Below are 19136 nucleotides of genomic sequence, written 5' to 3'. Positions count from 1 at the left end.
ATTGGAGCCCAGTTCAAGACTGTAGACCAGCGCGCCCAGGCCATCTTCGCCCGGATCATTCGTGGTCACGTTGAACAGATCGCCCACACCTTCGGTGTCCGTATCCGGCCCACCCGTCAGATCGGCGTCATCCGTCTGCAGGTCTGCGGTGCCAAGGGTCATGGCAAAGGCTGGCCCGTCATCGGTGAACGAGATTTTTTGGGTGAGGTCGACATAGTCCGTCGCGGTGTCCGCGGCGGTCTCGGCATCGCTGAGGGTGCCGACCAGACGGATCGCATCGGTCAGGGCCGCGCCCAATCCGGTGACATCCGAGGCATAGCCCGAGGTATCTGCCGAACTGTGCTCGACCGCCCGGTTCTGGGTCAGCGTCACCGCGCCGGTGCTGCTGACGACCGAGACCGAGAACACGACTTGCCCGCCCGAGGTTTTGCCTTCGATGACGCCAGCATTGTTGCTGAGAACCACGGTGTCTCCGGTGGCGGTGTCTTTCAGGGTCACCGACCCGGCATTGGAGCCCAGTTCAAGACTGTAGACCAGCGCGCCCAGGCCATCTTCGCCCGGATCATTCGTGGTCACGTTGAACAGATCGCCCACACCTTCGGTGTCCGTATCCGGCCCTCCCGTCAGATCGGCGTCATCCGTCTGCAGGTCTGCGGTGCCCAATTCCATTTCAAAGGCCGGCCCGTCATCGGTGAACGAGATGGAAGGCGCAATGTTGACGGCATCGGTGGCTTGGTCCGGTGGGGTCTCAGTATCGCTGAGCGTGCCAACCAGGTTGATGTAGTCTCCGGCACCAAGACCCAGCCCGACAGTGTCGCCGTTATATGGCGCTTGAGTGTCGGTGGTACTATGCTCGACCGCCCGTTCCTGGGTCAGCGTCACCGCGCCGGTGCTGCTGTTAACCGAGACCGAGAACACAACGTCGCCGGTTGCGGCGTCTGTGGCATCCGTGCCTTCACGACCGACGATGTCGCCGAGTTCGTCAAACAGGTACACGGTGTTGCCGGTGGCGGTGTCCTTCAAAGTTGTTGTAACCGAGGCTGCGCTCAATGCCAGGGAGTAGACAAGGCCACCATTGCCGTCGGCACCTGGTGAATTGGTTTCGACCGTAAACAATTCGCCGACGCCCTTGGTGTCGGTGTCCGGACCGCCTGCCAGATCTGCATCGTCTGTCTGCAATCCACCTGTACCAAGCTCGATGTCGAAGAGTGGTGCGTCGTCCTCAATGAGGCCACGGACATCATTTGCTGAGAAGTTCTGCTTGTCACCATCCTCGTCAAAGGCTTCGAAGAGTTCCCCAAGACCAATCCCAAGGATGTCGTCGTCGGGGTTGCCCGTCGTTACCGCGCCGTGCTCGACAGCGGCGAGTAGTTCCAGCCGGATATCTCCGTCGGTGTTCACAAGAACCCGGAGATGATCGGTGCTGCTGATCGAGAGGATGATTTCGTCGTTATAGGTTGTGCCGCCCACGTCGACGTTAACACCTTTATTCACCTCAACGTCAAATGTTTGACCATCGTCACTGTTCAGCGTGGTTCCGTCTTTCGTCGCATCCGCGCCAAAACCCAGGCCCGGTGCGTCCTGGCCGGATTGGAATATGCCGCTCAGGTTGTCAGTCGCGACCAGCACGTCACCCGTGCCGTCAAGGTTGCCGCCGGTCAAGGCGTCCTCATAAACCGTCAGATTGACATCCTGCGCGCCTTGGGAGGGGCCATCGTCGTAAAAATCGAGCTTGGACCCCGCCTCGGCCCGTTCGGAGGAGGTGCTTTCCAGGCTGAAGGCCTGAATACTGAACGCGACCTGATCATCGCCGTCGTTTTTGATTGCTATCCGGTTGAAGGACGGAGCCACGATACTGATGCGGTCATTTTCAACCGCGCCGATCACGGTAAATGTGCCGTCACCGTTATCCTGAACCATCGTTGGGTCGCCGGTGACGTCGACGCCGTTCACGAAGACTGCGGTGATGTTCACCTGAGCATCATCGCTATGGCCGGATATGAAATCTGTTCCGGTCTCAAGATATAAGCCCGCGCCTTCGGTATTCCACGCAGACAGATGGACCAAGGGGTTTGTGGTTGGGCCACCTCCAGTGACCTTCACAACATTGAACGCCGCACCGGTCGTCTGGAACACGTCCGTGAATAGAATGTTGTTCTGGTCACTGGCCTCGGTGGGGGTCAGCCCGGGTACGATATATTCGGGGTCAAACCCAGTGGTGAAATTGAAGTTCAAAATCTCGCCAGCGCCAATGTCCTGTGAGTTGGTGCCAAGCGCGGTTTTATCTGAACCGTCGCCCAGATTGGCACCCTGGCCACTGTTCACTGAATCGCCGTTGGCCTCGCCGGAGGCCACAATCGTGACATTCCCCGAACTGAAGGCCATGAATTCATTCTGGCCGGACGGAGCGCCCTCGAATGAAAAGTCGACGACCTGCTCGGCCGAGACAAAGACCTTATTGGCTAAGTCCACAACATCGTCGGGGTTGCTCCCATCCGGATGTTTTATCGGCTCGAACAAGGCGATCCAGAAGTCGCCGCCGATGATATTGCCGCTGACCGGATCAGTGACTTCTTCCAGGTAGATCGCAAAGATGACTTCCTGGGTAACCGAATCAATGCCCAAAACGACGTTGTCGTTCGCAGCCGACAAAAGATTGATGTTGTTTCCCGCAAGCGAGTCGAGGCCGGAATCAAACGTACCATCGAATAAGAACCCGCTGTCATCGGTCAGGCTCAGCCCAGTGATCGGAGGATCAGCGGTGATCTGCACATCATTGCCGCCGGTTCCGTCAGTGGGATCGCCCGCGATCTCAATCGCATCACCGACTGCCACGCTATAGCCTGTGACCGTTGCGCTATAGGCCGCCAATGCGGTGTTGAAAACCGACTCTACATCAGTCGGGAAAACGGCAGGGGTTCCAACAATGTCTTGCCGTTGGTCACCAAGGGATTCATCAATACCAGTAATGCCGTCAATATTAATCGTAAGTGCCATAATACTTCCCCCAATGGTTTACACTGGAAGCAATGAAGACACCGAGATGCACCGCTCAAATTCTATGTCTCGGATAACTTCAGATTCCAGCAGTCAATCCAGACGCAATAATGTGCTCAGAAGGAGACGGCTTTGTTGGGGGGCAGATGATGAGCCAGATAAAGTCACAAATAGGTCGTGCACCGCTGAAACGGATTCGCACAGCCAAGGTTTCTATAACTTCGATTTTTTGACTTTAAGAGATGTGAACCACGACATTGGCACCCCCATGCCAGAAAACAGGTTCTCCTTCAAACTGTGCCAGCACGCTACCACAGTGTTCCAAATTTCTCAACGTTTTCAAAAGGTCAGGCGAGTGCGTCGAGAATGGTTCGCGTAATGGTAGGTTCCGCTAGGTGATTTTTTGCCTGCTTTTCGAGCAAAGTTCTGCCCAAAAAATGCCCAAATTTCGGCAGCTCTTGCGACCACCATTGTTCGGCATTTATCAACAATCCAACCGCAAAATTTACAAAAGCGGGAAGTTTGAGGGCAAGAGATGGCTAAGGGCAAGGGCAGCGCCGGTAACGGCGGCAATACCGTGCTAAAAGGTGGGCGCGGAGACGATACCTATTTCGTTCATTCATCTGGAATTTCCATTAGCGAAAGAAAGAATGGCGGCATAGATACCGTTGTCTCGAGCGTGGACTATGCGCTTGATGATAATGTGGAAAACCTTTTCCTGGATGGCGTCGACGATCTCAATGGAACCGGCAATGAGCTTGACAATGTTCTCGAAGGCAACGACGGGGACAACATTTTTTCTGGCTTGGATGGCGACGACACGATCTTGGGGCTTGCTGGTGACGATATCTTGCAGGGCGGTGAGGGATTTGACCTGATCGACGGTGGCGAGGGGTATGACACCGTTCGCTTTGAAGGGAAGTTGGAAGACTACTCTTTCGAAATAGTAGGTGAAAGTATTTATGTCACCTCTTCTTCTGGCGAGCGAGACCACCTGAAAGATGTCGAGGTGCTGTCCTTTTCTGACATAGATTTGTTGGTCGTAGACTTGGAAACGCCTGACGATCCTAACGCTGATTCGCCGCAAGCGCTTGACGACTATGGGTCGGTGCAGAGCGATGGGTCGGTGATTCTAGCTGTTCTGACGAATGACCTTGGCGCGGGATTGCGAATAGCTTCTGTAACGGAAGGTGTGTCCGGTGCAGTAACAATTAACGAAGACGGGACCCTCACTTATGTTCCTTATGAAGGGGTCTCTGGCGCGGACACTTTCAGCTATACCGTTGTTGACGACCAAGGGCGCACTTCGACAGCGCAGGTGACGATGGAGATTGTAGACGGCAACTCGGCCCCAGTCGCTGTCAACGATACCTTTATGGCCGCTGAGGGTGAAACTCTCGAGAGTTCGGCCAGTATTCTCGACAATGACAGCGACAGCGATGGTGATACGCTGACCATTACGCAATACGATGCTGTCAGCGCCAACAATGGATCGGTCGTTGTGAACGCCGACGGGACGTTCAGCTATACCGCAGCCATGGGTTTCGTCGGAACTGACACTTTCAGCTATACAGTTGAAGACGGTCACGGAGGTAGTTCTTCCGCGGTTGTGACAATAGAAGTCGAGGGTGCCTCAGAGCCGGATGTCCCTTATTATGTTACAGGGCTGATTGCTGGAGACGAGTATCGGCTGAACCCCAACGATCCGGTCGGGACAAGCGTCACTGTAACTTATTCGTTCGCTACTGGGACACCGGATTATTACCACGACGGCCATTTTGCCTGGACGGACTTCGAAGCTTTCACGGCAGAAATGCAGGCGATTACGCGTAGCGCGCTTTCCAGTATTTCGGAGTTCGCGGACATTACGTTCGTCGAAGCCCCACTTGAAGAAGCCAGCATAGTGTTCGGGATCGCGGATATCGGCGGGTCCGCCCGAGGGTTAGCCTATTATCCAAATGCCTATACCGTTGGAGCCCCTGCCGGAGATGTGTGGATCGATTCATCATTGTCAGGACTTTCTTTCGAGCCTGGGACTGAGGAATATAAAACGCTGATTCATGAAATCGGGCATGTATTGGGGCTTCAGCACCCGGAAAACCTACCGCTTGATGAATTGAATCGGCAATATACTGTGATGTCGGATTATGTGCATCCGTCCTTCGACGGCGAGGCAAGTTCGATGTTATTGTATGACGTCGCGGCTATCCAATATTTGTACGGAGCCAACGAGACCACAAGAACAGCCGACGACGTATATGACTTCGATGCATTGTCCGAGACTGTGGAAATAATCTGGGATGCGGGTGGGCATGATGTCATAGACCTCTCAGCTTCAACGCATGGCGTTGAAATCGATTTGCGCGAGGGTTCATTTAGTACCGTTAGCCAGTCAGGTAGCAACAACATTGCTATCGCTCACCGGACAGAGATCGAAGACGCTATTGGCTCTTCTTTCGATGATACGATAGTGGGCAATGATGGCGACAATTACATTTTCGGCGGCGGCGGAAATGATGTCTTGTTCGGCGGTGACGGAGATGACTATTTCGATTTCGACTTCGATGGCTCCAACGGAAATGACCAGATTTCTGATTTCACGAACGGACAAGATGTACTTGCGTTCAGCGGTCCAGGGACGTCGATCGATGACCTAATCGTCACGACGCAGGAGTCTGGGGTTTTGGTAGAATATTCCGGTGGCTCAATCCATCTTGATAACGTTCTGTACCTGACAAGTGACGATGTAGTCTTCGGGGTTGCATAATCTGCAAATTTAGAACTGTAAGCGCTGCTGGCTCTGTCAGAAACGGTCAGTTGATTGCGAACATGGTTAATACAAGCACGACGGCGGGCGGGGCTCAGTAGTTTCCCTTTGCGGCTTCCATCAGGATCAATTTGTCCAACCTCAGATCGGAAATCGCACGTCGCTATTGCTCGTTTTCTTTCTGAAGCCGCTTCAGTTTTTTCGACCGATCTACGCTTATTCCGCATTCGCCGTTGGGCTCGACCCAATGGCGCCTTCAACGGCTCATTTCTTTCGCCAGCGGTAATAGGTTTGTTCAACAACGCCAATCTGTCTGATCGCATCAAGACGGGACTTGCCTAGCCCCATTAGAACTTCATCCTGTCTTAACCTCGGGACAATCCCTTCGGGCTTCGGTCGCTTGTTTGCCGTTCGTCGTCCGCCATTTTCCAACCATAGCGATGGACCAATTCACATAGGATGTTCAGTTCACACAAATTCACGACGCTTCAGATAATTTCTTAAGCCTGTTTTAGATCTGTGCTGTAGGAAACTAGAAAGACGACGGCGCATCAGTGTCAGGGCAAAGCAGACAAATTTGTAAGGACAACTTCGCGACTCCATTAGGGGAATTCCCTTGAGAACCCTACGTATTTTGCGCTGAGATGAAGCCGGTGTTAAAACCATTGTCGTTTACAGAATGTTTTGGCGGGCATCTCTTATGGATTCGACTACCGGTGGCGGCAAGCCTAAGAAGATCCGACCGCATATTCGCCGGCTTCTCGCAACGGTCATCGTTTTCAGCATTTTCACCAATCTTTTGATGCTGACAGGACCTCTCTTCATGCTTCAGGTCTATGACCGGGTGCTTGCCTCTCGATCAGAGGAAACCCTGGTTGCCCTGTTCGGTCTCGTCGCGATCCTTTACCTGTTTTACGGCCTCATCGAGTATGCCCGCGGACGCATCGCGGCGCGCGCCGGTGCCCGGTTTCAGTCGGCATTCGACGAGACCGTTTTCCGAGCTGTACTTGAAGACACTGCTGTACAAGGTGGACAACATAAGCAGTCCGCCCCGCTCGATGCGCTGGCCTCAATTCGAACTTTCTTTACCGCTCCGGTTTTCCTATCGCTACTTGATCTCCCATGGACCCCCATCTTTATCGGCTGCATTTTTGTCTTCCATCCCTATCTGGGATGGATGGCCAGCGCAGGCGGCATGGCTCTGATCACCGTCGCTTTCACTAACCAATTCGTAACTTATAAAAGGGTTACGGAAGCCAACAGGCTCTCGCACCGGGCAGACCGCTTTGCGGATCAAGCCGAAGAAGGGGGCGAACTCATCTGGGCACAGGGCATGTCGCAAGCAATGGTAAGCCGCTGGCAAGACATGCGAGCGGAAGGTGTTAAACGCACGATCGCTGCCACCGATTGGACGGGCTCTTTCACCGCCAGTAGCAAAGCCTTCAGGCTCTTCCTTCAATCTGCAATTCTGGCGGTTGGCGCCTGGCTCGTTCTGCAAAATGAAATCAGCGCAGGGGCCATGATTGCGGCCTCTATTCTGATGGGCCGTGCTCTCGCACCGGTCGAGCAGAGTCTTGGAAGCTGGCAAATCGTGCAGAATGCGCTTTCTGGCAGGAAGCGCCTGAACACCTTCCTCGCGGACATCTACGAGCGTGAGCCACCTCTTGAGTTGCCACGACCTGACGCCAAACTCCTTGTCAATAATGTGTCTGTTGTTGCCCGCCGTGGCGATGAACCGATCCTGAAATACGTGACGGTCGAAGTTTCGCCGGGAGAAGCGCTCGGTGTAATCGGAAAGAGCGGTTCCGGCAAAACCACACTTGCCCGCGTGGTCGTAGGTCTTGTGACACCCGTCGCCGGTGAGGTGCGTCTAAATGGGGCTAAGCTGGAACATTATGGCCCGGATCAATTGGGTCGGCACATTGGCTATCTTCCGCAGGACGTTGTGCTTTTTGAAGGTAGTGTTGCCGAAAACATCGCGCAAATGGATTTAAAGCCAGACTCTGAACTTGTCATCAAGGCTGCCAAAAAAGCGCGGGTGCACGATATCATTCAGAAACTTCCTGACGGGTACAATACTCGGATCGGAACCCACGATGCGCAACTGTCGGGAGGACAAAAGCAACGGGTAGCACTGGCTCGTGCGCTCTATCGCGATCCTGTGCTTTTGGTCCTCGACGAGCCGAACTCGGCACTGGATGCTGATGGATCAGAGGCTCTAAACTCGGTCGTGCGGGAAATGAAAGCAGACAACAGAGCCGTTGTTATTATGACCCATCGACCGACGGCGATCTCAGAGTGTAACAACCTGGTTATTCTCGACCAGGGTAAGGTCGCGGCGCATGGCCCGCGAGACGAGGTTATTAAGTCGACGTTGAAGAATGCCAATCAGGTTCAAAGCGTCGTCAGCGGAAAGACAAGCTGATGTCAGAACAGAAGGAGAGCTGGAGTGCCGTCGTACCCACCACGATTGGTGCAACGGCGATCATCGTGATGTTGGGCGTCCTTGGGGTTTGGAGCGTCAAGACGCAGATTGCCGGTGCCGTGGTTGCCTCCGGGGTGATTGAGGTTGAAAGCGAGCGGCAGGTGATCCAGCACCCAGACGGTGGGGTGGTTGGGGCTATTTTCGCGCGCGATGGCGATTTAGTGGCTGCCGGCGATGTGCTTGTGCGGTTCGACGATACATTTCTTAAAAATGAACTCGCGATCGTCGAAGGTCAGCTCTTGGAAATCTTCGCGCGCATGGCGCGCTTCGAAGCAGAGCGTGACGACACAGAGAGCGTGACATTCGACACTCCTCCAGACCTGATGTTAGTGCCTGAGGGCAAAATCACAGAGCAACTGGAAGGGCAGAAACGTCTTTTTGAAGCGCGTCGCATATCACTCGCGCAGAACGCCCAGCAAATTTCTGAACAGAAAGCTCAAGTTGCACAGCAAATTGAAGGCGTAGAGGCGCAGCGCAGGGCACTTGATCGCCAACTCAAGCTCATCGAACAGGAACTGGCTGATGTACAAAACCTCTTTGATCAGGGACTGACGAAAGCGTCGCGCCTTCTTGAATTGCAACGCGCCCAAGCTAGGCTCGAAGGAGAAATCGGCAGTCTGACGGCGCGCGTCGCCGAGGCGCGCGCAAAGATATCAGGCTTGGAAATCCAGCGACTTACTCTTTTTGACCAACGCCGCGAAGAAGCAATAAGCCGACTAAGGGACTTAGGCTACAACGAACTCGAATTGGTCGAAAAGCGCCTTGGGCTTATCGAAAGGCTGTCCCGCCTTGATGTCCGGGCGCCTGTATCCGGCATTACATTTGGATCAAGCGTCTTTGCGGAACAGTCTGTAGTTCGGGCAGCCGATCCGATGATGTATATCGTGCCCGGAGATCAACCGCTTCACGTGTCCGCAAGGATCTCACCGACAGATATCGAGCAGGTCTACACCGGTCAGGACGTTTCGCTGATGTTCACGACGTTCAATCGACGCACGACTCCGGAAGTTGCGGGGAAAGTCGTCCGCGTTGCCGCTGACGCTGCACAAGATGAAGCCACAGGCGTAACGTACTACGAAGCGATCCTCATGCCCGACGCGGCCGCGCTCGAAGCTTTGGAAAATGTCTCACTTGTTCCAGGCATGCCGGCCGAAGCCTTCCTCAAGACCGAGAACCGGACTCCGCTAAGTTATCTGACGCAACCGCTCACTGTGTATTTTCAGCGTGCCTTTCGCGAAGACTAAATCACCGGCCCCAATAATGCCGGTGATGCACACGTCCAAATGTTTCAACTTATCATGACTAAGTTTAGAATTGCGCACAGCAGTATCGTTAGGACGTCAATTTTGCGGACGTTCGGCAAAGGCCAAATCCTCTCCCCGCAACCAAACTTTGGGTTAAGAAACCCCAACACCGCCCGTTCAGACTACAATTGAGCCACTGGATCAACCGAATAACGTCGTCACAGCGTCGAGCGCGGGACTAAAGCGGCCCTACCTGGGACAGGAAGCCTTAACCTCAACCCAAGGGGCAGAGGTATGACGGAGTCGGGAAATCCTGACTTTATGATTGTTTGCGGTTCGTCGACCCTAAGTGCACTAGAATTGCCGCTCTATCTAAGGCGTGAATTTTTATTAAGGCTTTGAGAAAGAATCAAAATTGATTGGAAAGCTGAAAATTCCCTTCTTGGCTATCGCAACCCTTTGCATTCTTGGGGTGATTAGCTCTTCGACGGTTCGCTATAGGAATCGTACCAATCTGGAAGAGAGAATAAGAAACTACGCAATAGAACTGGTTCAAATGGACAGTTTTCTGGTCAAGTTTTTTCCTCCTCCGCACTCACTTGCGGAAGTTTATCAGTTTGGAATGCCGTTTTTTAACCCAACATGGGCTATAGCGCCTTTAGAACAAATTTCTGAATTCTCAAAGCGGAACCAGAGTAGAGTTAATGGAGATGTTCACGCTGTTCTTCTCGATAACTGGACGAAAGATGACACAGCTATTTTGTTCACTTTAAAAGACTGCGGCGGGTTTTTTTGCGACTTGGATAATTCTGACTTACAAGTCGTTCCCCGATCTGATGTTACGTATATTTTGCGGTCGGGAAACCCAAAAGTGAACAGAACCATAAGAAGTGATGGCTACCAAACCGCAAACATAACGCCGGGTTTTGCATCCAAAAAAGACTACTTGGTAACGGCTCAGATAATTCGAAACAATGGCGGCGATATTGTGGAGATATTCGTTTTCTATGAGCGACCGGCATCTTCGTTCGAAAGCTTCGTGCAGTCGTTCACTGGTGATCCACATAACAGACATATCGTAAAAAAAAATGTTCTTTCACTATAACTATGCTTTGCAATGGGGCGTTGAATACTAGATAGATGCGACCCGATCTGACTGCCGAATAATTACTTCGTTCGGGAGGGCGACAATAGGCTGAAGAGGTTAAAACCGCTTGTGTTTCGTCTCACGCAACGAATTCAATCGCTTCCGAGCGGCCTCCAATTCTAAACGTCAAATTCCGCCAAATCAGCTCAGTAATAGCCACTTCTGCGGCTATTACTATGTGATGGTTCCCCCCGGGAATAGGAAGAAGACGCGCCCAGCGCAAAAATTCCCTGTAGTGCGACTTGCCCGAACGCACTCGCTCAGGTCGCGGCGTCCGTCGAATGTGTCACTACTTGCAAGTGCTGAGCCAGCTTGTCGATCTCAGCCATCCAGCCTTGCACAAGTTTCGGATCGCTAGGGGCGGCATGAACGCCTGCTGGTATCTCGCGCTTCAAGACAGACTCAACAGCCAGAGACACGGGGATAGACACCAGTCGCGCCATTGCGGTTCCGCGTTCGTCACCCCAGGCATCCATCACATAGGTCTTGTGCCAGACCTCGGCGCCGTCTTTTTCCGCCTTCAGGCCGACGCACAGAACCACGCGGTCGGGCTCGCCCTCGTCATATGCGTTGTCAGTCCAGAATTGATCCGACATCTCTTTCAGGCGCGCATCCCCTTCGGGGCCAGAGAGTGTTTCGATTTCCGTGAACACGTCCGACCAGGCATCCGCCCAACCGTTCAGGCGCAAGGTGCCGCGGACGAATTCTTTGACCGGCCAGTGATCCTCGAAATGGTATTGGGCCATGAAAGGGATCGAGTCGCGGTTCGGATAGACTTCGAAACTTTCTGGCGTGGGCAGCGGTGCGATATAGCTGCTGATCGCATCCCACGGGCGGGCGACGTCCAGCGGGGCATAGTCGCGGATTGATTTGGACGGCGATCGCAGAGCCTTGAGTACCCCCAGCGGAGACCAGCTGAACTTGTACCGGAACGGGTTGGGGTTTTTCGGGACACCACCGCAATAGGAAATAAAGCTCAGGTGATTTTGGGGGTCGAACGCATCCGAGGCGCGGTAGTCGTCGACCAGGGCGTGCGCCATCAGATGGTCGATACCCGGATCAAGCCCGACCTCATTGACCAAGGCGACCCCGGCTTCGCGGGCCTTGTCGTCCAGCGCGCGCATTTCCGGCGCGATGTAGGAGGATGAGACGAAATTGGCCTGTTTCGAGATCGCCAGGTCTGCCAGCGGCACGTGCCAGTCGCCCGGCAGCATAGATACGATCACATCGCCTTGTTCCAGCACCGCACCCAAATCGTCGATGTCAAAGGCGCGGATGTCGTCGGTCAGGTCTCCGACCTCGGCGCGGGCCTTGTCGATGGTCCGGTTCCAAACGGTGACCTTGTGGCCGCCTTCGATCAGGCGGCGCAGGCCGGGGATGGCCGACAGGCCGGTGCCACACCAGTGAATCGTCATCGCTCAGATCCCTCTCATATGAGTATTGTAGGTTGCTTCTGCCCGACCCCAGACACCTCTGTCCAGATCGGTCAGAGTCAGCAGGGAGGGCAGCAGTTGGGCCGCGTAGTCTTCGGAACTTTCGACAGGCAGCATCGACGGAAGGTTGTCGATGGCCATCACATCCATCACCGGATCGGTCGCCACGCGCAGGGCGGGCGCGTCCCATGTGGTGGCGCGGTCATAGACCGGCACCGGGTTGTAGTCGCTGTCCGGGTCACAGGCCACGTCGCCAATGGCGGTCAGGTTGCGCGGTGCGTTCAGTGCATTACGGGGGACAAAGACCGGCGTGCCGGGGCGCGCGAAGATGCAGTTTAGGAACAGGTCGTGGTCAAGGATTTCGGGGAAGGGTCCACCGCTGGCGGTCTCGGCCATGTCCCATTTGGTGACGGAAACCCCCATACCCTCGCACATATCCGCAGCGCCTGTTCCCACGCGGCCCAAAGCACCGATGACGATGGCGCGGGGGCGGGTGCCGGTGGCGTCCAGTTCGGCCAGCAATTCGGCGTTCAGCGCGTCTTTGTTCGGATATACCCCGACCGGCGGGCATTCCTGCCCCCGCTGCTGCGCGGCCCATGTTTTCAGTGTCACCGCAGCGCCCGCGTATCCGGCCCAATAGCCAAAGGCGGCGACCCGGCGGCCCTCTTCATCCACCAGATATTCCAGATCATAGAGCGTACCGCCCCCGGCCTTGAACCGTTCCAACAGAGCGCGCCCGGAATGCTGCCCCTTATAGGCATGGCCGAACATGATGTGACGATGGGGCAGGGGCGTGCCATCTTCGGGCAGTTCCTTAAGGCCAAAGATGATCGCATCCAGCGGGGCGTCGGTCCACGCATTCTCGGCCGCGATCTCACAGCCTGCGTCCTTGTAGCCCTGCAACGGGATGGCGCGCACGGAACTTTCCTCGACCGTCACGCGGATGCCTGCGGCGATCAGGTCGGCGGCGCCTTCGGGGGTCAACCCGACCCGTTCCTCGTTCGGGCGCTGTTCTGCCCGGACCCAGAGATGTGTCATTGTCGTTCCTTTTGTCAGAGCATTCCGGCAGCGCGTACGGCCTGCACCGAAGGCCGCGCCTCCATCGCCTCGCGAAATGAGATGATCTTGGGAAAGGCTGCCACGTCCACGCCGTCGCCTTCCAGCCAACTACACACCACGTAGAGGTAGACATCGGCCAGCGAGACCTCATCCCCCAGCACAAACGGCCCACGCAGCCCGTTTGAACAGATGTAGTCGCAAGAGGCTGTCATCGTCTGCGCCACCTTCCCCTGCATGTCTTTCCAGCTGGCTTTCTTGTCGGCCCACCGCGCCCCGCGCATTTTGTGGGCGTGGTTCACATGCATGGTCGAGGCAAGGTAATACATCACCTCTCGCATCCGCGCGGCCATGATCGGGTCAGACGGAACCAACCCGGCCTGCGGCGCAACAGTAGCGATATAATCCAGCAGCGCGCCCGTTTCGGTCAGGATACCCCCATCCACCACCAGCGCGGGCACGCGGCCCTTGGGATTGATCTGCTTGTAGGCGGGTTTGGTCTGCTCACCGCCCGCGAAATCCAGCTTGATCGCCTCATATTCCAGCCCAGCTTCTTCCAATGCGATGGCCACAGCGACCGATATTGTGCAGGGGGCATAGTAAAGCTGCATCGGAGCCTCCGGTTACAGGTGTGTCTGGGCGAATTGCCGGTCTGGGGCCTCCAGGTGCGGAACTGCGTTGAACAGCACCGGGGCAAGCTGCGCGCCGATTGGATGCAGACGATGCATCGACGTATTCATGATGGCAAGCGCAACGCGCGCCATTGCCGGGATATCCAACCCCATCGCCTGCCGCACCACCATCGAGATCAACCCGCCCGAGGTCACCACAATCGCAGGGCCACCTTCTGTGCCGATGTCGCGCAGCGCACCGGATACGCGGCTTTCGAATTCCTCGAAAGTTTCCGGCGCATCTGTGATTTTACCCTTGGCCCATGCGTCAAACGTGCGCGGCAGATGTTCGACAAACCCCTCGCGGTCGGTCGGAATTGCGACGCCGTGCTGTTCTTCGAACAACTTGGCTATGGTGAAATATTCCAACTCGTTCAGCCGGGCGTCTCGGGTCGGTTCCGGCAAACCCATGCTGGCGGCCGTTTCCACATGCCGTGTGAGCGTTCCGCAAAACACCCGCGGATAATGCGCACGAGTATCTTGCAGATGAGCACCCAGCCAGCGCGCCTGCTGGTGGCCCAGATCGCTGAGCTTGTCGTAGTTTGTCTCGTCACGTGCTGCTGTATTCGCCTGGCCGTGACGTACCAGTGTAATATGTGACATGGCCGCCCCTCTTGGGCGGAGTCTTAGGGCAGGATACCGGTCGGGGCCAGAGCCGTTCGGCCAGTGTTTGAAAATAATTCTATTTGTCAGAATGCCTTGCCCAATACTGAACTGGTCGTGATACATTTTGTGCATGGCGGGTGTTGCCTAACGGAAAAAAGTTTCCTATACGCTACAAATCTGCTGTATGCCCCTGTATGCCGAATGGCCGGGTGACCATTGCTTTTTGCACAGCATTGACTGACAACGGGTTTGGAAAGGTCACGGATATGACTGACGCACCGAAACGTACTCCGCTCTATGATCTCCACGTCGAGCTTGGCGGTAAGATGGTCGATTTCGCCGGGTGGGAGATGCCGGTTCAGTACCCGCTGGGGATTATGGGCGAGCATAAGCAGTGCCGCGAAAAGGCGGCGGTGTTTGATGTCAGCCACATGGGTCAGGTGATCCTGCGGGGCAACAATGTGGGCGAAAAGCTGGAAACGCTCTGCCCCCAAGCCTATGCGACGCTGAAGGAAGGCAAGGCACGCTACGGATTCTTCACGAATGCCGAAGGTGGGATCATGGACGACCTGATCGTATCGAATGCGGGCGATCACTACTTTGTCGTCGTGAACGCAGCGCTGCGCCATCAGGACATCCCGCATATGCGCGACAATCTGGACGGCGTGGAAGTGACCGAGATTTTCGACCGCGCGCTGGTGGCCGTCCAAGGCCCCAAGGCCGAGGATGTTGTCGGTGCGCTTTGCCCGGCGGCACGAGACCTGAAATTCATGGAAACCACAGTGGCGGATATCAACGGCGTAGAATGCCGGATCTCGCGATTGGGGTACACCGGTGAAGACGGGTATGAAATCTCGATCCCCGAAGACAGCGCGATCGAGATCACCCGCGCGTTTCTTGCGCATGAAGATTGCGAACCGGCGGGGCTTGGCGCACGTGACAGCCTGCGGCTGGAGGCCGGGCTGTGCCTGTATGGTAACGACATCGACCAGACGACCTCGCCCATCGAAGCGTCGCTGGGATGGGCCATCCAAAAGCGCCGCAAGGAAGAGGGTGGATTTCCGGGCGCAGAGCGTATTCAGCGCGAATTGGCCGAGGGTCCAACACGCAAGCTGGTCGGCATCAAGCCCGAGGGCCGCGCGCCTGCCCGTCAAGGCGTTGAAATCCAGTGCGCCGAAGGCAATACAATCGGTCAAATCACGTCCGGGGGGTTTGGCCCTACAGTGGGTGGACCGGTCGCGATGGGTTATGTGTCTGCAGGCCACGCCGCACCCGGCGAGACTGTCAATCTGATCATCCGGGGTAAACCGCAACCCGCGCTGGTCGTGGCGCTGCCCTTCGTCACCCAGAATTACAAGCGTTGAAGTCAGGAGAGAGACAAGATGGCAACCTATTATTCCGAAGAGCACGAGTGGATCGACGTTGACGGCGACACTGCCACGCTGGGCATCACCAAACATGCGGCCGAACAACTGGGCGATGTGGTCTTTGTAGAGCAGCAGGAAGTCGGGGACGAATTCGCCAAGGATGGCGAGATCGGTGTGATCGAATCCGTCAAGGCGGCCTCGGAACTCTATGCTCCGGTTGATGGCGAGATCATCGAGGTGAACGAAGCGCTGGCCGACAACCCCGGCGCGCTGAACGAAGATCCCGAAGGTGAAGCATGGATCTACAAGATCAAAATCACCGACGCCTCGCAGCTCGAAGATCTGATGGATGAGGCCGGCTACAAGGACTTCATCGGCTGACACCTGCGGCGGGTCTCAGCACGGATCCGCCCTTCATCTGGCTAAAAATATCCCCGCCGGAGGCTCCCGCATCCTCCGCCGGGCCTGACCTACCCGTGAGGAGCGCAACGATGGCCTTCAAACTGACCGATTACGAAGCCTATGACTTCGCCAACCGCCGCCATATCGGGCCCAGCCCGACCGAGATGCGCGATATGCTCAAGGTGATCGGCTTCAAGACGCTGGACCAACTGATCGACGCCACCGTTCCGCCTGAAATCCGGCAAACCGAACCGCTGGATTGGGGTCCGGCAATGACGGAACGCGACGCGCTGTTCTATATGAAAGAGGTGGCGAGCAAGAACACCGTTCTGACCTCGCTGATCGGGCAGGGCTATTACGGCACCACCACGCCTGCGCCGATCCTGCGCAACATTCTGGAAAACCCGGCCTGGTATACCGCCTACACCCCCTATCAGCCCGAGATCAGCCAGGGTCGGCTTGAGGCGCTGTTGAACTTCCAGACCATGGTCAGCGACCTGACCGGGCTGGACGTGGCCAACGCCTCGCTGCTGGACGAAGCCACAGCCGCGGCTGAGGCCATGGCAATGGCCAAGCGCGGTGGGCGGTCCAAGGCCAATAACGCCGCCTTTTTTGTTGACCGCAACTGCCACCCGCAGACCATCGCGGTGATCAAAACCCGCGCCGAGCCTTTGGGCATTGACGTGCAGGTGGGCGATCCGGACCAACTGGAGGCCGGTGCCGTCTTTGGCGCGATCTTCCAGTATCCCGGCACCCACGGCCACGTCCGTGATTTCTCAGCCGAGATCGCAGCGCTGCATGAACACAAGGCCATCGCCATCGTCGCTGCCGACATCCTGTCGCTGGCGCTGCTGAAATCGCCCGGAGAGATGGGCGCGGATATTGCCATCGGCTCGACCCAGCGCTTTGGCGTTCCGATGGGGTACGGTGGCCCGCACGCCGCGTATATGGCAACCACCGATAAGCTGAAGCGCGCGATGCCGGGCCGGATCATCGGTGTCAGCATCGACAGCCGGGGCAACAAGGCGTACCGCCTTGCCCTGCAAACCCGCGAACAGCACATCCGGCGCGAAAAGGCGAACTCGAACGTCTGTACCGCGCAGGCACTGCTGGCCGTCATTGCCTCGATGTATGCGGTCTATCACGGCCCCGATGGGATCAAGGCCATCGCGCAATCAGTGCATCGCAAAACCTCGCGTCTGGCCGTTGGACTGGAAGAGGCGGGCTTTTCGGTTGAACCCGAAGTGTTCTTCGACACGATCACGGTCGAAGTCGGCCACCTGCAAAAGACAGTCATGGAGGCTGCCGTGGCGCGTGGCGTCAACCTGCGCAAAGTGGGCGACACCAAGGTGGGCATCAGCCTTGACGAACAGACCCGTGCCGAAACGATTGAGGCCGTCTGGGGTGCCTTCGGCATCGACCGCGCTGATGACAGCTCGAACAAGCAATACCGCCTGCCGGATTACGCGCTGCGCGAAACGCCTTATCTGACCCACCCGATCTTCCACAAGAACCGGGCCGAGGCCGAAATGACCCGCTATATGCGCCGTCTGGCAGACCGTGATCTGGCGCTGGACCGGGCGATGATCCCGCTGGGCTCCTGCACCATGAAGCTGAACGCCACGATCGAGATGATCCCAGTCACATGGCCCGAGTTTGGCAACCTGCACCCCTTCGTGCCCGAAGATCAGGCGCAGGGCTATCACGAGATGATTGCCGATCTGAACGACAAGCTGTGCCAGATCACCGGCTATGACGCAATCAGCCAACAGCCCAACTCGGGCGCGCAGGGGGAATATGCGGGCTTGCTGACCATCCGCAACTATCACTTCGCCCGTGGCGAAGGGCACCGCAATGTCTGCCTGATCCCGACCTCGGCGCACGGGACCAACCCGGCCTCGGCGCAGATGGTGGGCTGGCAGGTGGTGCCGGTGCAATCGGATGAGAACGGCAATATCGACCTTGCGGACTTCCGCGCGAAGGCCGAGAAGCACTCCGACCATCTGGCCGGCTGCATGATCACTTATCCGTCCACCCATGGTGTGTTCGAGACCACTGTGCAGGAGGTCTGCCAGATCACCCATGATCACGGCGGTCAGGTCTATATCGACGGCGCCAACATGAACGCCATGGTCGGCCTGTCGCGCCCCGGTGACATCGGCGGTGACGTCAGCCACCTGAACCTGCACAAGACCTTCTGCATCCCGCATGGCGGTGGTGGCCCCGGCATGGGCCCAATCGGTGTCAAAGCGCATCTGGAGGAACACCTGCCCGGTCACCCGGAATACGGCACTGCCGTTGGTCCGGTCTCGGCCGCACCGTTTGGCTCGCCTTCAATCTTGCCGGTCAGCTGGGCCTATGTGCTGTTGATGGGTGGCGCGGGTCTGACGCAGGCCACGAAAGTGGCGATCCTGAACGCCAACTATATCGCGGCACGGCTCAAGGATGCCTATCCGATCCTCTACACCTCCGAGAGTGGCCGGGTGGCGCATGAATGCATCCTCGACACCCGTCCCCTGGACGCCGAGGCGCATGTGACCGTCGATGACGTGGCCAAACGTCTGGTCGATTCCGGCTTCCACGCCCCGACGATGAGCTGGCCGGTGGCTGGCACCCTGATGGTAGAACCCACCGAGTCCGAACCCAAGGATGAGCTGGACCGCTTCTGCGACGCCATGCTCTCGATCCGCTCTGAGGCGCAGGACATCATCGACGGCAAGATCGACGCGGAAAACAACCCGCTGAAAAACGCGCCCCACACGGTGCGCGATCTGGTCGGCGACTGGGACCGCCCCTATAGCCGCGAGCAGGCGTGTTTCCCTCCGGGTTCCATGGGCGTCGACAAATACTGGTCGCCGGTCAACCGCGTCGATAACGCGTATGGGGACCGGAACCTTGTCTGCACCTGTCCGCCGATGTCGGAATACGAAGAAGCCGCAGAGTAACGAGAACCCCGCCATG

The 19136-nt window shown here is 56.6% G+C and carries 12 protein-coding genes and 1 pseudogene; 7 read left to right on the top strand and 6 right to left on the bottom strand.

Translation table 11 applies throughout. The features are described 5' to 3' along the window. Positions 1-2997 (bottom strand): DUF5801 repeats-in-toxin domain-containing protein (locus ACR0MS_RS14795; protein WP_480578967.1); only part of this gene is annotated, 2997 nt, incomplete at its 3' end. 535 nt (positions 2998-3532) lie between these two features. Between ACR0MS_RS14795 and ACR0MS_RS14790 the strand changes: the two genes are divergently transcribed. Next, positions 3533-5764 carry an Ig-like domain-containing protein gene (locus ACR0MS_RS14790; RefSeq protein WP_480574721.1) on the top strand — a complete coding sequence of 744 codons (2232 nt, stop codon included), beginning with the start codon at positions 3533-3535 and terminating at the stop codon, positions 5762-5764. 32 nt (positions 5765-5796) lie between these two features. On the opposite strand, the pseudogene ACR0MS_RS14785 reads toward ACR0MS_RS14790, so the two are convergent. Beyond that, positions 5797-6196: pseudogene (locus ACR0MS_RS14785) on the bottom strand (hypothetical protein); the annotation flags it as partial. A gap of 268 nt (positions 6197-6464) precedes the next feature. On the opposite strand from ACR0MS_RS14785, the gene ACR0MS_RS14780 reads away from it, so the two are divergent. The 3 genes from ACR0MS_RS14780 (at position 6465) to ACR0MS_RS14770 (ending at position 10598) form a co-directional block, all read left to right on the top strand. Beyond that, positions 6465-8189 (top strand): type I secretion system permease/ATPase, encoded by a 1725-nt coding sequence (locus tag ACR0MS_RS14780; RefSeq protein ID WP_480574718.1) that lies wholly within the window; start codon positions 6465-6467, stop codon positions 8187-8189. After that, positions 8189-9493 (top strand): HlyD family type I secretion periplasmic adaptor subunit, encoded by a 1305-nt coding sequence (locus ACR0MS_RS14775; RefSeq protein WP_480574715.1) that lies wholly within the window; start codon positions 8189-8191, stop codon positions 9491-9493. The genes ACR0MS_RS14780 and ACR0MS_RS14775 overlap by 1 nt, the downstream gene beginning before the upstream one ends. Positions 9494-9908: 415 nt before the next feature. After that, complete coding sequence (locus ACR0MS_RS14770) at positions 9909-10598, top strand: hypothetical protein (protein WP_480574712.1); 690 nt, start codon at positions 9909-9911, stop codon at positions 10596-10598. A gap of 302 nt (positions 10599-10900) precedes the next feature. Here ACR0MS_RS14770 and ACR0MS_RS14765 read toward each other — a convergent pair whose 3' ends face one another. Genes ACR0MS_RS14765 through ACR0MS_RS14750 form a run of 4 tightly spaced genes read right to left on the bottom strand, consistent with a single transcriptional unit; the run spans position 10901 to position 14403 of the window. Further along, a complete protein-coding gene (locus ACR0MS_RS14765) occupies positions 10901-12055 on the bottom strand; it encodes a saccharopine dehydrogenase family protein (RefSeq protein WP_480574709.1) in 1155 nt (384 codons plus the stop codon). 3 nt (positions 12056-12058) lie between these two features. After that, positions 12059-13111 carry a saccharopine dehydrogenase gene (locus ACR0MS_RS14760; RefSeq protein ID WP_480574706.1) on the bottom strand — a complete coding sequence of 351 codons (1053 nt, stop codon included), beginning with the start codon at positions 13109-13111 and terminating at the stop codon, positions 12059-12061. Between the two features lie 14 nt (positions 13112-13125). Then, entirely contained in the window at positions 13126-13740 is a 615-nt protein-coding gene (locus ACR0MS_RS14755; protein ID WP_480574703.1) for a glutathione S-transferase family protein, read from the bottom strand. 12 nt (positions 13741-13752) lie between these two features. After that, a complete protein-coding gene (locus ACR0MS_RS14750; RefSeq protein ID WP_480574700.1) occupies positions 13753-14403 on the bottom strand; it encodes a histidine phosphatase family protein in 651 nt (216 codons plus the stop codon). Between the two features lie 269 nt (positions 14404-14672). On the opposite strand from ACR0MS_RS14750, the gene gcvT reads away from it, so the two are divergent. The 3 genes from gcvT to gcvP all read left to right on the top strand — a co-directional run bounded on the left by gcvT (position 14673) and on the right by gcvP (position 19120). After that, positions 14673-15770: a glycine cleavage system aminomethyltransferase GcvT gene (gene gcvT, locus ACR0MS_RS14745; RefSeq protein WP_480574697.1), complete on the top strand. Its 1098-nt coding sequence runs from the start codon at positions 14673-14675 to the stop codon at positions 15768-15770. Between the two features lie 18 nt (positions 15771-15788). Then, positions 15789-16154, top strand: a complete 366-nt coding sequence (gcvH, locus tag ACR0MS_RS14740; protein ID WP_480574694.1) for a glycine cleavage system protein GcvH — start codon at positions 15789-15791, stop codon at positions 16152-16154. 110 nt (positions 16155-16264) lie between these two features. Continuing rightward, positions 16265-19120 (top strand): aminomethyl-transferring glycine dehydrogenase, encoded by a 2856-nt coding sequence (gene gcvP, locus ACR0MS_RS14735; protein ID WP_480574690.1) that lies wholly within the window; start codon positions 16265-16267, stop codon positions 19118-19120. Positions 19121-19136 lie beyond the last annotated feature (16 nt).

This window comes from Ruegeria sp. CJ2 (assembly GCF_056536745.1).
The sequence above is the reverse complement of the archived record's forward strand: the minus strand, read 5'-3'. Positions and strand labels throughout refer to the sequence as shown.

Excerpts from the sequence above, each read along its gene's own strand:
- ACR0MS_RS14790 (WP_480574721.1), top strand. The coding sequence starts at position 3,533 with ATGGCTAAGGGCAAGGGCAGCGCCGGTAACGGCGGCAATACCGTGCTA.
- ACR0MS_RS14780 (WP_480574718.1), top strand. The coding sequence starts at position 6,465 with ATGGATTCGACTACCGGTGGCGGCAAGCCTAAGAAGATCCGACCGCAT.
- ACR0MS_RS14775 (WP_480574715.1), top strand. The coding sequence starts at position 8,189 with ATGTCAGAACAGAAGGAGAGCTGGAGTGCCGTCGTACCCACCACGATT.
- ACR0MS_RS14765 (WP_480574709.1), bottom strand. The coding sequence starts at position 12,055 with ATGACGATTCACTGGTGTGGCACCGGCCTGTCGGCCATCCCCGGCCTG.
- ACR0MS_RS14760 (WP_480574706.1), bottom strand. The coding sequence starts at position 13,111 with ATGACACATCTCTGGGTCCGGGCAGAACAGCGCCCGAACGAGGAACGG.
- ACR0MS_RS14755 (WP_480574703.1), bottom strand. The coding sequence starts at position 13,740 with ATGCAGCTTTACTATGCCCCCTGCACAATATCGGTCGCTGTGGCCATC.
- ACR0MS_RS14750 (WP_480574700.1), bottom strand. The coding sequence starts at position 14,403 with ATGTCACATATTACACTGGTACGTCACGGCCAGGCGAATACAGCAGCA.
- gcvT (WP_480574697.1), top strand. The coding sequence starts at position 14,673 with ATGACTGACGCACCGAAACGTACTCCGCTCTATGATCTCCACGTCGAG.
- gcvH (WP_480574694.1), top strand. The coding sequence starts at position 15,789 with ATGGCAACCTATTATTCCGAAGAGCACGAGTGGATCGACGTTGACGGC.
- gcvP (WP_480574690.1), top strand. The coding sequence starts at position 16,265 with ATGGCCTTCAAACTGACCGATTACGAAGCCTATGACTTCGCCAACCGC.